Source organism: Trinickia diaoshuihuensis (assembly GCF_003390925.1).
Taxonomy (GTDB): Bacteria; Pseudomonadota; Gammaproteobacteria; order Burkholderiales; family Burkholderiaceae; genus Trinickia; species Trinickia diaoshuihuensis.
Map to the genome: position 1 here is coordinate 1 of NZ_QUBS01000001.1, position 14,760 is coordinate 14,760.

General features: G+C 65.1%; 13 protein-coding genes and 1 pseudogene. 1 reads left to right on the forward strand and 13 read right to left on the reverse strand.

Annotated features, from left to right (window positions below):
• Positions 1-929, reverse strand: a pseudogene (locus DXT59_RS00005) (isocitrate dehydrogenase kinase/phosphatase AceK regulatory subunit); the annotation flags it as partial.
• Positions 926-1,405, reverse strand: coding sequence for a MerR family transcriptional regulator (locus tag DXT59_RS00010; protein ID WP_116134713.1), 480 nt, complete (start codon positions 1,403-1,405; stop codon positions 926-928). The pseudogene DXT59_RS00005 and the gene DXT59_RS00010, both read right to left, overlap by 4 nt.
• Before the next feature lie 102 nt (positions 1,406-1,507).
• Here DXT59_RS00010 and DXT59_RS00015 point away from each other — a divergent pair, with 102 nt between their 5' ends.
• Positions 1,508-2,584, forward strand: a complete 1,077-nt coding sequence (locus DXT59_RS00015) for an MBL fold metallo-hydrolase (RefSeq protein ID WP_116134765.1) — start codon at positions 1,508-1,510, stop codon at positions 2,582-2,584.
• A 34-nt stretch (positions 2,585-2,618) separates the two neighbouring features.
• Here DXT59_RS00015 and DXT59_RS00020 read toward each other — a convergent pair whose 3' ends face one another.
• From DXT59_RS00020 to argS, 11 genes are all read right to left on the reverse strand, one after another.
• On the reverse strand, positions 2,619-3,353 hold the full coding sequence (locus tag DXT59_RS00020; protein WP_116134715.1) for a hypothetical protein: 735 nt from the start codon (positions 3,351-3,353) through the stop codon (positions 2,619-2,621).
• 262 nt (positions 3,354-3,615) lie between these two features.
• Complete coding sequence (locus tag DXT59_RS00025; RefSeq protein ID WP_162877876.1) at positions 3,616-5,103, reverse strand: S8 family peptidase; 1,488 nt, start codon at positions 5,101-5,103, stop codon at positions 3,616-3,618.
• 118 nt (positions 5,104-5,221) lie between these two features.
• The gene (locus DXT59_RS00030) at positions 5,222-6,505 is read right to left on the reverse strand and encodes an RNA polymerase sigma factor (protein ID WP_116134720.1); all 1,284 of its coding nucleotides are present in this window, start codon (positions 6,503-6,505) and stop codon (positions 5,222-5,224) included.
• Positions 6,502-6,915 carry a YciI family protein gene (locus DXT59_RS00035; RefSeq protein WP_116134722.1) on the reverse strand — a complete coding sequence of 138 codons (414 nt, stop codon included), beginning with the start codon at positions 6,913-6,915 and terminating at the stop codon, positions 6,502-6,504. Before DXT59_RS00035 ends, DXT59_RS00030 begins: the two co-directional genes overlap by 4 nt.
• 114 nt (positions 6,916-7,029) lie before the next feature.
• Positions 7,030-7,383 (reverse strand): YciI family protein, encoded by a 354-nt coding sequence (locus DXT59_RS00040; RefSeq protein WP_116134767.1) that lies wholly within the window; start codon positions 7,381-7,383, stop codon positions 7,030-7,032.
• Between the two features lie 104 nt (positions 7,384-7,487).
• Positions 7,488-8,354 carry a hypothetical protein gene (locus DXT59_RS30375; RefSeq protein ID WP_162877877.1) on the reverse strand — a complete coding sequence of 289 codons (867 nt, stop codon included), beginning with the start codon at positions 8,352-8,354 and terminating at the stop codon, positions 7,488-7,490.
• Positions 8,355-8,440: 86 nt separating this feature from the next.
• Complete coding sequence (locus tag DXT59_RS00055) at positions 8,441-10,024, reverse strand: ABC transporter substrate-binding protein (protein WP_116134726.1); 1,584 nt, start codon at positions 10,022-10,024, stop codon at positions 8,441-8,443.
• A gap of 139 nt (positions 10,025-10,163) precedes the next feature.
• Positions 10,164-10,934, reverse strand: a complete 771-nt coding sequence (locus DXT59_RS00060; RefSeq protein ID WP_162877879.1) for an SDR family oxidoreductase — start codon at positions 10,932-10,934, stop codon at positions 10,164-10,166.
• Positions 10,935-10,951: 17 nt separating this feature from the next.
• Entirely contained in the window at positions 10,952-11,599 is a 648-nt protein-coding gene (locus DXT59_RS00065) for a thiol:disulfide interchange protein DsbA/DsbL (protein ID WP_116134730.1), read from the reverse strand.
• A gap of 137 nt (positions 11,600-11,736) precedes the next feature.
• On the reverse strand, positions 11,737-12,615 hold the full coding sequence (locus DXT59_RS00070) for an SPOR domain-containing protein (protein WP_116134731.1): 879 nt from the start codon (positions 12,613-12,615) through the stop codon (positions 11,737-11,739).
• A gap of 128 nt (positions 12,616-12,743) precedes the next feature.
• A complete protein-coding gene (argS, locus tag DXT59_RS00075; RefSeq protein WP_116134733.1) occupies positions 12,744-14,519 on the reverse strand; it encodes an arginine--tRNA ligase in 1,776 nt (591 codons plus the stop codon).
• Between the last annotated feature and the right edge of the window lie 241 nt (positions 14,520-14,760).

The following is a 14,760-nucleotide window of genomic DNA, read 5'->3' on the forward strand; positions in this document are numbered from 1 at the left end:
AAAAAAGGTGCCGAGGAAGTCGACGTAGGCGGAGGGCACGTCCATGTCGACTAAGAAGTACGAATGCGAGAAGCTGAAGATGATCTGCAGTTGTTCGCGCTTGAGCAAGACGGTATCGAGCGCAAGCAGGCCCGGCTTCACGTGACGAATGGGAACGGCGATTCGCGCTTGAGCAAGACGGTATCGAGCGCAAGCAGGCCCGGCTTCACGTGACGAATGGGAACGGCGAACGGCAGCAGCAGTTCGCCGTTGATGATGCGCCCGATGATGTATGCGGCCTTGTTGCGATAGAACAGCGACGAGAGCACGTGAACCTGAAAGTTCACCGCTTCCGAGAAGGCGCCGTACGTTTCGTGGATCGAATCGATGATGCAGGCCACGTCGCGCGTCAAATCCTCGAAAGGCCGTTCGAGCTGGAAGTTCGTGACGATGCGCTCGAGCGTGGCGGCTAGACCGTCTTTGCCGGGATAGTACGCGCGGTAGGTCGGCTTGGCGGCCGGCTCGTCGTTTTCGAGGTATTCCGTCGAGATGACGGGCCGAACGAAGATGAAGTCGTTGTTGAAGTACGACCGATGCAAGATCTTGCAGCACACGGAGTTGAAGAACGTCTCGGCGCACTCGGGCTGCAGGTGCTGCGTCAGCAGGCCGATGTAATGCAGCTTGATTTGCTGCCAGATTTCATCGTCGATGTTCTCGGCGTCGTATTCGTCCTCCAGCAAGCGCACGCATTCCTCGACGCGGTCGTCGTACGACGCGATGCGGTCGCGCGCGAGCTTTTGCAGCGCGAGCCAATCGCCGGCTTCGAATAGGCTCTTCGCGTGCACGGCCGCGGCGCGGAACGAGCCGTAATGGCGATTGAAGCCTTCCAGAATCGACTGCGCGACATCGAAGCCGATCTGCGACGACAGCAGTTTGGGAAAGTGTTTCATGTTCGCTCGGAATGGGCCGCCCCTTCTCGGTCGCGGCCAGGCTCGTCTTCGTCTTCATCCTCGCGGGCGAGGGCGCCGCGCTCGAGTGCCACGCCGTTCTCGGCCAGCATTGCCCGGCACTGCGATTCGTACTGCGCGAGGTCTTCGAGCGTCGCCGTCAAATCCTCCAACTGCCGCTCGAGCACCTGCCGGTGCTCCGCGATCGTCGCAAGGAATGCATGCAACTGCGGCACAGTATCGGTCGGCGATTCGTACAGATCGAGCAGATCGCGAATTTCCGACAAAGTGAAGCCGAGCCGCTTGCCGCGCAACGTCAGCTTCAAGCGCGTGCGATCGCGCGGCGAATACACGCGCCGCAGGCCGCTCGAGCCTTCGCGGCGCGGCGCGAGCAGGCCCTGATCCTCGTAGAAACGGATCGCGCGGGGCGTAACGTCGAATTCGCGTGCAAGTTCGGTGATCGTGAAGTGCTGGGTCATGGCGGGCGCGTCGGGGTAGAATCGACGGACGTTTACGTTATCGTCAACTTCGACAAAGTGCAACTGGGCGGCGCCCGGTTGCATCCGACCGGGATTACCCAGATGAATGCGTTGGAACATCAACTCGACTATCCGTTCGCCGATGCGTTGCCCGAGCCGGGGCGCGTGCGCGAGGTGGCGCCTGGCGTCTTTTGGGTGCGGATGCCGTTGCCGTTCGTGCTCGATCACATCAACCTGTGGCTGCTCGCGGACGAAATCGACGGACGCACCGGTTGGACCGTGGTCGATTGCGGCGTCGCCGACGAAGCGATCAAGTCCAATTGGGAACGAATCTTCGAGGAGGTGCTCGGCGACGCGCCGATACTGCGCACGATCGTGACGCATTGCCATCCCGATCATCTGGGGCTCGCCGACTGGATCTGCCGGGGCGGGGCGCGTGCGCGTTGGAACGTGCGGCTATGGATCACGCTCGGCGAGTACATGCTCGGGCGCGTGATGGCCGCGGGAGACGGATCGAACGCCGGCGGCGAAGGCGCGGCGCGCCACTTCGCGCGGCATGGATTGCAAGACGCGGTCTCGCTCGAAAAGCTGCGCAACCGGCGCGACTATTATTCGAAGCTCGTACCGTCGATGCCGACGCAGTACCGGCGTATGCGCGAGGGCGATGTCATCCGCATCGGCGCGCACGATTGGCGCGTCGTGACGGGTTACGGGCACTCGCCGGAGCACGCCGCGCTCTTTTGCGAAGCGACCGGCGTGCTCATTTCGGGCGATATGGTGTTGCCGCGAATCTCGACGAACGTGTCCGTCTTCGACATCGAGCCAGAGGGCAATCCGCTTGCGCTCTACCTTGAATCGCTCGGGCGCTACGAAGCGATGCCCGCCGATACGCTCGTGCTGCCCTCGCACGGTAAGCCGTTCCGTGGGCTGCATACGCGTATCGCGCAATTGCGCGCGCACCATGACGCCCGTCTCGCGGAGGTGCGGGCCGCGTGTGCCGAGCGCCCGATGAGCGCCGCCGATATCGTGCCGCTGATGTTCAAGCGCGCACTCGACGTTCACCAATTGACGTTCGCCATGGGCGAGGCGCTCGCTCACCTGCATTTGCTATGGCTGGCCGGCGAACTGGCGCGCGAAGAGGGCGAGGACGGGATCGTGCGGTTCGCGCCCGCGGGGTGAGATGGGCCGGCGGGTTTGTCAGGGCGTCAGGGCGTCAGGGCGTTAGCGGTAGTGCGTTCGGTGCGGTCGCGGCGGCCCGCCTGCCGCCGAGTTCGGCGGATGCGAGGGCGAAGGCTTCGTCCGCCCACGCCGTGAACGCGGCGAACACGCGGTCGACGAATTGCACGGAGCGTGCGCGTTGCGAGTCGTCGAGTGCGATCGCGGCGATCTCGGCGTGCTCGCCGTTTTGTAGATGTCCGTCTTCGAAGGCGACATGGGACGGCCCAAAAAATCGCAGCGGCTGACCCAGTTCTCGTTCGAGCGGCGCGGCGAGCGCCGCCGTCGACTCGAATACGACGTTGCCCGTTTCCTCGACGGCTTCCACGATCGCGATGCGCTCGACGGTCTCGGCTTGATCGACGAGTGCGCAAAGCTCGTAGGCGAGTAGCCGGGTACAAGCGGTCTCGTCGCTCCATAATGCATGCAGCGCGTCTATCACCGTCGTTTCGGCGTTCCATCCGAGTTTCTCGAGGTCTTCCAGATACCACTGCCAGTGGTTGGCGTCTTCTTCGGCGTGCGCGTTCAAGCGCTGCTGATGAGGATCGGCTGCCTCGTGCCGATACAGCAAATGCCGATTGATGTCGCCGAACGCCATGATAAAAAACGCGGTCTGTCGCATGAACGACAGACGTTCCCTTGGCAATAGACTGTCGTCGCGCATCATCGCGAACAACGGCAATTTCTTGAACATCGCCTGGTGCCGGACGATGTGAGCCATCACGGATTTCATGAATGATCGGCCTCGCGGGTGGGCTTGCCTCGGAGGCGGTCGCGGGAGGGGGAGCCGCAAGTCGCCGCCCCGAGCGGCGAACGAGATAGTTCGAATATAAGCCGTGCGTATGACGTTGCAACGATTGTCAGCAAGTTGGCGGGGCTTGATTGGAGGCTGTGCGCAGGTCTCTTCAAATAATGGTGATCGGGGGCGATTGCGGCGCTCACCTCACCTCGCTTCGGCGAAAGGCGGGCGAGCGCCGACCCACGAGGCGTGCGTGCTATCGATTCGTTGCCGCCGCTGCCTCGGGCTGCACCAGCGCTGCCGCGGCGTCGAGCATGCCTACGCCGCATTGCGCGCCATCTTCCTTAGCCGCGCAGTTCGAGTCCGCGGGAAAAGCGCGGGCGCTCGCTCGCAGTTTCTCGCGGATCGCGGAAGGCGTGAGGCTAGGGCTGGCGGCGAGCATCAACGCAACGGCGGCCGAGACGTGCGGCGCGGCCATGCTCGTGCCGTCTTGGGTTCGATAGGTGTCGTCGCCCGGAACGGTCAGTCCCGCGTTGGAGGTCGATAGAATGCCGACGCCCGGCGCACCGATATCGATGCGCGCGCCGAAGTTGCTGAATGCCGGCATTTTGCCGTCCGCATCGATGGCCGCCACCGCGATCGCACCGCGGCAGCTCGCGGGCTCGCCCACTTCGATGCCGCCGTTGCCCGCGGCCGCCACGAGCGTTGCCCCTTGCGCCAGCACGTCGTCGATGGCCGCTTGCATGGCGCGGCCGCAAGGCTGCGACGTCCCGAGGCTCATGTTCACGATCTTGGCCGGATGCGCGTTGGCCGGTACACCGGGGACCGGAAGCCCCACCGCCCAACGCAGCGCGTCGATGATGTCGCTCGCCGGCCCGCCGCATTTGCCTAGCGCGCGGACCGGCAAGATCCGCGCTTGCCAAACGCCCCCCGCGCCGCCGATCTCGTTGTTGGCCACGGCTCCGATCGTGCCGGCGACATGCGTGCCGTGCCATGAACTGTTGCTCGCCCAGCGGTCGGTGCCGTCGCACGCGAGCGATTCCTCCTCGGTGACCCAATCGCCCGGGTCGGATGCGTCGGCATCTCTGCCGTCGCCGTCGTTGGCAATCACGGGGTTGGTCAGAAAGTCATATCCGGGCAGTAGATTGGCGACGAGATCGGGATGCGGCCGATAGCCCGTATCGACCACGGCGATGATCGCCTCGCTCGAACCCGTCGTCGTGTCCCATGCGGTGTGAAAGCGCGCGGCGCCCACGGCGTTGCGAAGGCCCCATTGCTTTTCATAGAGCGGGTCGCTCGGCGCCAACTGGCGATGCAGCAGATAGTCCGGTTCGGCATATTCGATCTCCGGTTGGGACTGCAAGCGCGCCGCGATTTCGTTCGCGGTATCCTCGCGCACGGGACTGCTCAGCGTGACGACGTGCGCGGCACCCGACATCGGCCGAGTCTCGATGACGTACTGCGGCGAGCGGCGGACGCGCCCCGCCGGCGGCGATTCGACCGGCTTCTCGTGCAAGACGCGTTCGATGGCCCGTCGGGCAAGCGCTGCATGGGCCTCTTGCTCGCCCGTATTCGAATGAGTCGATTGCGGGGTGGCGGATGCTTTGACCTTGACGATGAACCGCGTGACGCGTTCTTTCGATGCCGGTTCGGTAGGCGAGGCCGCCCAGGCGTCCGGCATAGCGGGGGTAAGGGAAAGCAACGCGGCGACGAAACGATTCACGATGGGTCGGCACGGTGTCATGAGCGCTCCTATGGGCTCGTGGTGAAAGCAAATAGAAAGCTTGCTCAGCACGAACCGTTCCCGTTTCCGAAAGCGCGGTGTGAAGCCGAAAGGCGTCGCCGTGGGTTGCGAATGCGCATCAACGATCGATGCGCATCGCATCGGCACGGGCCAGCAGCAATTGCCGCTCGCGCGCGTTTTGTGTCATCGTGGCCGCCCGTTCGAACTCCGCGCGCGCTTCGTCGAGCCGGCCCAGCTTGGCCAGAAAGTCGCCGCGCACGCTCGGCAGCCAGTGGTAGCGCGCGAGTGCCGGATTGGCCGCGAGCGCTTCGACGATGTCGAAACCCGCCTGCGGTCCATACGCCATGCCGACCGCGACCGCGCGGTTCAGTTCGACGACGGGCGAGGGCGTAATTTCTGCAAGGGCATCGTAGAGCGCGACGATTTGCGCCCAATCGGTATCTTCGGCGCGATGCGCGCGTGCGTGACATGCCGCAAGCGCCGCTTGCAGCGCATAAGGGCCGAGCGCGCCGCCGAGCGCTTGCGCGCGTTCGAGCGCGGCAAGGCCACGGCGAATCAAGAGCGGATCCCAACGCGAGCGGTCTTGATCGGCGAGCAACACGGGGCGGCCTCCCGCGTCGATTCGCGCATGCAGCCGCGAAGCCTGCAACTCCATCAGTGCGACGAGGCCGTGCACTTCGCTGTCCTCGCGCATCAACTCCGCGAGGATCCGGCCGAGGCGCAGCGCTTCGTCGCACAGCGTCGGGCGCGTCCAATCTTCCCCCGCCGTCGCCGCATAACCTTCGTTGAAGATCAGATAGAGCACTTCTAGCACCGACCCAATACGCGTTGCGCGGGCATCGGCGCGCGGCACCTCGAACGGCACCCGCGCTTCGCGCAGCGTGCGCTTGGCGCGGACGATACGCTGGGCGATCGTCGCCTCGGGCGTCAGAAACGCGCGCGCGATTTCGTGCGTGGCGAGCCCGCCCAGTAGCCGCAAGGTCAGCGCGACGCGCGCATCCGTCGAAAGCACCGGGTGGCACGCCGTGAAGATCAGCCGGAGCAAGTCGTCGCCGATGTCGTCGGCGCGCGCCTCATCGATCGCATCGACGAAATCGGGCACGACGTGGGCTTCCAACGCGTCCAAGTCGCGCCCGATCGCCTCGTGCTTGCGTGCGTGCAGCGCGTCTTGGCGCAGCTTGTCGAGCGCGCGATGCTTGACCGTCGCCATCAGCCAAGCGCCGGGATTGTCCGGCACGCCATCGCGCGGCCAGTGTTCGAGCGCGGCGACGAGCGCGTCCTGGGCGAGCTCTTCCGCAACGCCGACGTCGCGCACGAGCCGCGCGGCATGCGCGACGAGACGCGCGGCCTCGATGCGCCAGACGGCTTCAATCGCTCCGTGCGTAGGGTTGCTTGCGGTCAACGCCGGCTCTCCTGAACTTCACGCCAGCGCTCGATCGGCTCGCTGGGCTCGAAATCCTCGAACTCGAAGAGCGGCCTCACCTCGATTTCGCCGTCGGCCGTCTCGCCGAACGGCGCCGGGAAGCGCCGCGCCCACTCGAGCGCCTCCTCGCGCGAGCGTACTTGGATCAAGGTGTAGCCCGCGATCAATTCCTTCGTCTCGGCGAAAGGGCCGTCGATGATCGAGCGTTTCCCATCCGAATAGCGCACGCGCCAGCCTTCGCGACTGGGCTTGAGTCCGTTCGCGTCGAGCAGCACGCCCGCGCTCGCCAATTCTTCGTGATAGGCAGTCATCGCGGCCAGCAACGATTGCTCCGGCATCGCGCCAGTTTCGCTCAGGGCGGTGGCCCGAACCATGATCATGAAACGCATCGCATTGCTCCTCGCGGTAGGGGAGGCCGCCTATCGGCCTCTTTACCTATACGACGAACGAAAGGCCTCGCGATCGACAGCGGCACCCGATCGTCGTATCCGAGCGCGGCGCGTTTATTCGTAGCACGGCGCCAAACGCCGGACTTCGACCGTGCACCACTGGGCGGCCGGGCACTCGGCCGCGATGGCGAGCGCCTCTTCCTCGCGGTCGCAATTGAGCAAGTAAAAGCCGCCGACCATTTCCTTGGCTTCGGCGAACGGACCGTCGACGAGGCGGCGCTCGCCCGAGCGCACTTGCACGCGTACCGCTTCGTCGGTCGAGGCCAGCGACTGTGCGGCCACGAGCAGCCCGCGTTTGCTCAGATCCTCGCCGAAGCGGACCATCGTGTCGTAGGCGGCGCGCGCCTCGTCGGGCGTGCGTTCGGCGCGCTGGCCGACCGGCTCGACGATCAACAGCAGGTAGGACATGAGCGGCTCCTCGGATTGGGACGCACCGGCATGGCGCGACATTCGCGAGAAGCATAGAGCAGCGATGCCGCGCACGCCACTACGGGAACGCGCGGCAGGTTCGGTCAGGGCGCGATCGCGTTGGCGTCGGCTTGGCGCAAGGCCGTCATGTTGCCGACGAACGCATCGGCGATTTCGCGAGCAAGCTCGGCGATGGCCGCATTGCGCTCGGCGCGCTCGAACGAAAGTTTGGCGGGGACGATATAGGGTGTCCACGCATGCTCGCCGCTGGACGCGGCCGCCGCGAGTGGCGCGCCGATGATGGCAAACGGCGTATCGGCGCCGTGTTCCAGGTCGGCGACCGTGACGGAGACGTCGGCGCCGAGGACCTGCGCGCCCGACGCGGCGCTGTCGGCTGCGCCTTCGCCTTGCAAATGGAATACCCCGCCGATCAGCCAGCCCATGGCGGGGGGCTGATCGCCCGGCGCCAGATACCGGGCCGCGATGCCCGCATGGTTGAGCCGTTGAACCACGGCTTGAGCGACGAGCCCGGCGTCGTGCCCGGCCGCATGCGCGTGGAGCGCCGTTCGCAGGCGAGCCAGCAATCCGGCCGAGGAGGTGTTGACGGGCACGGCGACGAAGTTCGTCACATAGACGGCCTCGGGAACGGCCACCATTGGGGGCGGTCCTTGGCGGATGGGCGCGACCGGTGCGCTTGGGGCGGGCGTGGGCTCCGTAGGCGCGATGGTGACTTGGGCGACCGCCATCGGCGCGACCGTCAGATGCGTGCTCTCGACCGGCGCGCCCGCCGCGGGGTCGCCCGCCGCGGGATCGCCCGCCGCCCGATCCGCAACGACAGGATCGCCGGCCGCCGGATCGCCGGCCGCCGGATCGCCGGCCCGGTCGAACTGCGTTTGCGCAATGGCGGGAGAGAGTGCCGCGAGGGCGGCCCAAAACGTGATCGCCGCCACCGCGCGGCCGAGATTTCGCATGACTGCCGTTGATCGAATCGTGAATCCGGCGCCTAGGGTAAGGCGGCCATGTGACACGCGTCAACGGATGGCCGCGCGGCGCTGTCTTATTTCACGGAGACGGTCGCGAAATCCTGCCGGCCGAAGGCACTGACTTTGTAGCCTTCCACCGACTTGCGCGTGATCGCGCTCGCGGTCGGATAGCCGAGCGGAATCCACAGCGCTTGGTCGTGGATGATCGTCTGCGCCGTCTCATAGTCTTTGCTTCGAGCGGCTTGGTCGGCCGTGGCGCGTCCGTCGGCGATCAGCTTATCGAGCTTGGCATCGCAAAAGCGCGCGAAGTTGATGCCCGATTTCACGCCGTTGCAACTGAAAAGCGGCGTGAGGTAATTGTCCGGGTCGCCGTTGTCGCCGGCCCATCCCATGAACAGCAGGTCGTGTTGCCCTTGCTTGGCCTGCTTGATCAGCTCGCCCCATTCGATGACCTTCACCTCGGCCTTCACGCCGACCTTGGCGAGATCGGCTTGCAGCAATTCGGCACCGGCTTTCGGTTTCGGATTGAGGACGCTGCCTTGCGGACGCACCCAAATCGTCGTCGCAAACCCGTTCGGATAGCCCGCTTGGGCCAGCAGCGATTTCGCTTTGGCCGGGTCGTACGGGTAGGCTTCGACCGCTTGGTCGTAGCTCCAGGTCGACGGCGGATAGGGATTGACGGCCGGCGTCGCGGTATTGTCGAAGACCACCTTCAAGTAGGTGGCGCGGTCGAACGCCAAGTTGATCGCTTGCCGCACGCGCTCGTCGTCGAGCGGCTTCTTGCTCGTGTTCAACGCGACGAACGCCGTCATGAAGGCCGGCGTTTGCACGACGGCGAGCGACTTGTCGCCCTTTGCCGCCGCAATGTCCTCGGGTTTCGGCGAGAGCGCGATTTGGCATTCGTCGGCTTTGACCTTTTGCGCGCGCACGGTCGGATCGGGCGTGATTGCGTAAATAAGGCGATCGACCTTCGGCTTGGGCCCCCAGTAAGCGGGGTTCGCGTCATAGCGGATCACCGCGTCCTTCGTGTAGCTCTTCAACACGAACGGCCCCGTGCCGATCGGCTTCGCGTTCAAATCGGCTTGCTTGCCCGCTTTGAGCAGTTCGTCGGCGTATTGCGCGGAATAGATCGATGCGAAGCCCATCGTCAGCGTCGGAACGAACGTCGCGTTCGGCTCGTTCAAGTCGAACTCCACCGTGCGATCGTCGATCTTCTTGACCGCTTTCACGAGCTTGACGAGCCCCATCGATTGCGCGTGCGGAAAGCCGTTGGGGCCGGCCACTTTGTGCCAGGGATTGGCGGCGTCGAGCATGCGCTCGAAGGTGAAGACGACGTCGTCGGCGTTCAGGGGCCGCGACGGCTTGAAGTAATCGGTCGTCTGGAACGCTACGTTCGGGCGCAGATGGAACGTATAGACGAGGCCGTCGCCGCTGACGTCCCACTTCTCGGCAAGCGCGGGGACGATCTTTTTCGTGGCCTCGTCGTAATCGACGAGCCTGTTGAAAATGACGTCGGCCGATGCATTCGTGGTGACGAGGGAGTTGAACTGCACGACGTCGAACCCGTCGGGACTCGCCTCGGTGCACACGGTGAGCAGCTTGGCGAATGCAAGAGCGGGCAATAGGGCGAGCGTGGCGGCGAGCAGTTTGACGTGCATGGATTCCCCTTTCAGACGGAAGGCCGCAAATGAGGGCAGCAACGCGGCGAGCCAATGAGCTTAGCCCAAGCGCACGACGGCGACAACGACGCACGGTTCATATCGATATGCCTGACGTGGCACACCCGCACGTTTGCGCCTAGCTCACCGCCCGAGGCTTCCTTGGCGCCTTTTCGAAAAGGCGATCGTACAGCCATCGCGGCAGGAGCCGGAGCAATACAGCCACGATCCGCATCGGCCAAGGCAATACGGCAAACCGCGTTTTTCTCGCAATGGTCGCGGCGGCTTTTTGCGCAAAGCGCTCGGCGTCCATCAGAAACGGCATCGGATAGGGATTGTGAGCCGTCATCGGCGTACGGATGTAGCCGGGGGCGATCGTCACGACGGCCACGCCGAACGGACGCATTTCGACGCGCAACGATTCGAGATACGTCAACGCGGCGGCCTTCGATGCGCTATAGGCGCCCGAACCGGGCAATCCACGCACGCCCGCGACACTGGCGATTCCGACGAGCGTGCCGCGCCGCGCCTCGGCCATGGCCTTGGCGAACGGTTCGAACGTTGCGGCCATGCCGAAGCAATTGATATCCATCACTTCCCGGAACGTTTCGAGATCGCCATACCCCGTCGCCACGCCTTTGCTGATACCGGCATTGGCGATGACGACGTCGGGCAAGCCATGATCTTCGATGAACCGGGCGGCCGCGCGTGCCAGCGCCTGCGCATCGCGCACGTCGGCCGCGTAGGTGGCAATGGAGACTTGAGGAAAGCGCCGAGCGAACTCGGCGAGGGGATCCAGGCGGCGTGCGACGAGCCCGAGAATGGCGCCTTGCCGGGCGTATTGCTCGGCAAGGGCGAGTCCGATGCCGCTCGAGGCGCCGGTGATAAAAACCTTGAGCGATGCGTTCACACCGGCGCCCGCGTGCATTACATCTTCTTCGCGCGCACTTGCGCCACGAGGTAGTCGAGTACTTGGATCGTGCCGGCCAGGCTGTCGGTCGCCGCGGGGCCCGTTTCGTATTTCCCTTGGATGGCCAGCGTCGGGACGCCGTCGATCTTGTAGTCCTGAATCATCTGCTTATCGCGGTTCAACTCGGACTGCGTCGAGAACGAGTTGTAGGCGGCCAGGAACTTCTTCGTATCGACGCCCTGCGTGGCCAGGAATTTCGCCTGATCTTCCGGCGTCAGCAGGTAGTTCTTGTTGACGTGAATTTCATGGAAGATCGCGGGCGTCAGTTGCTGCACGAGGCCCAGCGCATCGACCGCGTGAAGGAGCTTCGAATGCGGGATGAAATCGTCGCGAAAGGCGACCGGTACGCGCTTGAACACGACATCCGCCGGCAGCGCCTTGACCCATTTCTCGAGGTACGGGTCGAATTCGTTGCAGTGCGGGCAGCCGTACCACATGAATTCGATGACTTCGATCTTGCCGGCCGGCGCATCGACCGGTTGCGGCGTCTTCAGGACCGTATAGTCCTTTCCGGCGACGGGCGCGGACGGAGACGCTTGCGCGACGCCCGCGCCGATAACGGCCAGGCTGACGGAAAACAACAGCGTACGGATCAGTTTTTTCATTTTGGGCTCGTGGGTACGATGAACGGGGCGCGTCGATGCCGGTACAAGGGCAGCTCGCTCGCTGCAAACATCTGCCGAATCAGACTCACGCCGTCCCCGCATGGTTCATTGGGGAACGGCGCATCGCCGCCTATGGGTTACTGCTTGGTAAAGCGAATCACGGCCGTGTCGATGCCCGCATCGGACAGACGTTGACGCGTCGCGTTCATGTCGTCGAATTTGGAGAACGGGCCGATGCGGACGCGGAAATACGTTACCCCGCCGGCATCGCGCTGCGACACCTTCGACTCGAAGCCCTGGAACGCCAGGCGCGCGCGCTGCTGCTCGGCGTCGGCGGCGGTTTTATAAGCGCCGACCTGCAGGAAGTAGCCGGTATTGGCGTCGTTCGCGCCGGCCGACGCGCCGGCGGCCGGATGCGCCGCGTTATTGGCGGTATTAGCGTTGTTCGCGTTCTGCGTGGCGGCGGGCGGCACGTTGGCCGGCTGCGCGGGCTTCTTCTGCGCGTTCGCTTGAGCCGGTTGCTGTTGCGCCGGTGCGCTCGCCGCGTTGGGTGCCGCACTCGACGCACCGTTCGTCGACGGTACCTCGACGATTTGCGGCTCTTGCAGCAAACCGGGCGCTTGCGCCGGCGTGGCCGGCTGCCCCGACGATTGGCCCGGCGCCGTGTTCGGCGGAGGCGTTTGTTGCGCCGCCTGCGGCACGGGTTGTCCCGGCGACTTACCTTGCAGCGCCCGATTCGGATCGTATTGCTGTTCGATCGTCCCTGTCTCGGACGCACCGCCCGGCGCGACCTTGGCCACGAACGGCGTGGGTGCGCGCGTGATATAGAGCGCCACGACCACGGCGATCGCCAGGCCGACGATCAAGCCCAGCACGATGCCGAGGAACGTGCTTCCGCTTTGCTTGCCCGCGCCCGAGGCGGCGCCTCGGCCCCGCGCGCGCGCAGGTTGGGCATCGGCGTTCTGCTTCCCCTTCGGGGACGTGCTGCGTGGCGCGGTACGGCTCGGTTTTGCCATTATCTGAATCACCTGCGAAAGAAGCCCGGAGGGCGGCACCGGCGCATGCCGTGCGTCAGGCCGCGAGAAGGGCGGCCACCGATTATAGCGATGGCGCGCGGCGGCGCGCGGTGAACGCGCGCGATGCTTTACATCTTGGCGGGAGAGGACACCCCGATGATCGCGAGGCCGTTGGCGAGCACTTGGCGCGTCGCCGCGAGCAGCGCGATGCGGGCGTCGCGCTCCGCTTGAGAGTCGACCAGCACGCGCTCGGCATTGTAGAACGAGTGAAATTCGCTCGCGAGTTCGCGCAGATAGAACGCGATCGCATGCGGCGCGAGTTCCGACGCCGCATGCGTCAGCATGTCGGGGTATTCCGCCAGCTTATGCATGAGCGACATGGCCCGCGCGCTCGTCAGCACGGAGACGTCCGCTTGCGGCAGCGCCGCCTCGTCGCCGGCGTAACGCGTCTTCCATTCGGCGAGGATCGAGCAGATCCGCGCGTGCGCGTATTGGACGTAATAGACCGGGTTCTCGTCGTTTTGCTTCAGCGCGAGATCGACGTCGAAGACGAATTCGGTGTCGGCCTTGCGCGAGATCAGGAAGAACCGCACCGCATCGCGCCCGCGCTGAATCGTCGCTTCGTCGAGCAGATCGGGAGCGGTTTCTTGACCCGGCGCGGCGCCGCCAGACCATTCGATCAAATCGCGCACGGTGACGTAGCTGCCGGCGCGCTTGGAAATCTTCACTTCCTGGCCGTCGCGCATGACGGTCACCATCTTGTGGAGAACGTAGTCGGGGTAGCCCTTCGGGATGCCGATGCCGAGCGCCTGCAGGCCCGCGCGCACGCGCGCGACCGTGCCGTGGTGGTCCGAGCCCTGCACGTTGATGACCTTCTCGAAGCCGCGTTCCCACTTCGTGACGTGATAGGCGACATCGGGCAGGAAATACGTATAGGTGCCGTCCGATTTGCGCATCACGCGGTCTTTGTCGTCGCCGTATTCGGTCGTGCGCAGCCACAGCGCGCCGTCTTGCTCGAACGTCTTGCCCGCGGCGACGAGCGCGTCGACGGTCTTCGCCACGCGCCCTTCCGAATATAGCGACGATTCGAGGTAGTAGCGATCGAACTTCACGCCGAAGGCCTGCAAATCCATGTCTTGCTCGTGACGCAAATAGGCCACGGCGAATTTGCGGATCGCGTCGAGATCGTCGATGTCGCCCTTGCCTTTGACGGGCTCGCCGTCCTTGGCCGCCACGGTCTCGCCGTTCAGGTAGTCGCAGGCGATGTCGGCGATGTATTCGCCGTTGTACGCCGCCTCGGGCCAGAGCGCATCGCCGGGCTTGAACCCCCTCGCGCGCGCTTGCGTGGAGACGGCCAGGTTATGGATCTGCGCGCCGGCGTCGTTGTAGTAGAACTCGCGGTGAACGCCGTAGCCTTGACTCGCGAGGACGTTCGCGAGCGCGTCGCCGAGCGCCGCTTGCCGGCCATGGCCCAGATGTAGCGGCCCGGTGGGATTGGCCGAGACGAATTCGACGAGCACGCGCTTGCCGGCGCCGTGCGTCGACCGGCCGAAGCCGGCGCCCTCGGCGATGACTGCGCCGACGACGGCCTGCTTCGCCTTCGACGTGAGCCGCAGGTTGATGAAGCCGGGACCGGCAATCTCGGCGGCGTCGATGAGGTCCTTGGCGGCCGGCTGCCCGAGCAGCGTATCGACGATGCGCTGAGCGAGTTCGCGCGGGTTTTTCTGCAGCGGCTTGGCAAGCTGCATGGCGACGTTGCAGGCGACATCGCCGTGCGCGGCCGCCTTCGGGCGTTCGAGCGCGATCGCGGGCGTGACGGCGGCATCGCCGTTCGATTCGGTGACGACTTGCTTCACGCTCGCGGCGAGCAAGGCTTCGAGATTTTGTTTATGTGCGGGCAGCATGCTGTTTCGGTACGGTCGGCTTGAGCGATCCGCGGCGCGGACGCAAGGGGTTGGCGGGAAGCGCGAGCCGGCGGGCTCGCCATCTTCGCGCAAGCGCGGCGCGAACGCGCGCGTTTATCTCTAGCCGGATTTTAGCAGGTGCTAATATGTCTCAATGAGGCGCCCCGCCACCGGGGACGTGGCCGCTATCGCTTTGCGCCGGCCGCGCAGCCGGGAGCAAGCACTGTCATGGCGCTGTCAG

Excerpts from the sequence above, each read along its gene's own strand:
- DXT59_RS00015 (WP_116134765.1), top strand. The coding sequence starts at position 1,508 with ATGAATGCGTTGGAACATCAACTCGACTATCCGTTCGCCGATGCGTTG.
- DXT59_RS00055 (WP_116134726.1), bottom strand. The coding sequence starts at position 10,024 with ATGCACGTCAAACTGCTCGCCGCCACGCTCGCCCTATTGCCCGCTCTT.
- DXT59_RS00070 (WP_116134731.1), bottom strand. The coding sequence starts at position 12,615 with ATGGCAAAACCGAGCCGTACCGCGCCACGCAGCACGTCCCCGAAGGGG.
- DXT59_RS00025 (WP_162877876.1), bottom strand. The coding sequence starts at position 5,103 with ATGACACCGTGCCGACCCATCGTGAATCGTTTCGTCGCCGCGTTGCTT.
- DXT59_RS00035 (WP_116134722.1), bottom strand. The coding sequence starts at position 6,915 with ATGCGTTTCATGATCATGGTTCGGGCCACCGCCCTGAGCGAAACTGGC.
- DXT59_RS00040 (WP_116134767.1), bottom strand. The coding sequence starts at position 7,383 with ATGTCCTACCTGCTGTTGATCGTCGAGCCGGTCGGCCAGCGCGCCGAA.
- DXT59_RS30375 (WP_162877877.1), bottom strand. The coding sequence starts at position 8,354 with ATGCGAAATCTCGGCCGCGCGGTGGCGGCGATCACGTTTTGGGCCGCC.
- DXT59_RS00065 (WP_116134730.1), bottom strand. The coding sequence starts at position 11,599 with ATGAAAAAACTGATCCGTACGCTGTTGTTTTCCGTCAGCCTGGCCGTT.
- DXT59_RS00020 (WP_116134715.1), bottom strand. The coding sequence starts at position 3,353 with ATGAAATCCGTGATGGCTCACATCGTCCGGCACCAGGCGATGTTCAAG.
- DXT59_RS00010 (WP_116134713.1), bottom strand. The coding sequence starts at position 1,405 with ATGACCCAGCACTTCACGATCACCGAACTTGCACGCGAATTCGACGTT.
- argS (WP_116134733.1), bottom strand. The coding sequence starts at position 14,519 with ATGCTGCCCGCACATAAACAAAATCTCGAAGCCTTGCTCGCCGCGAGC.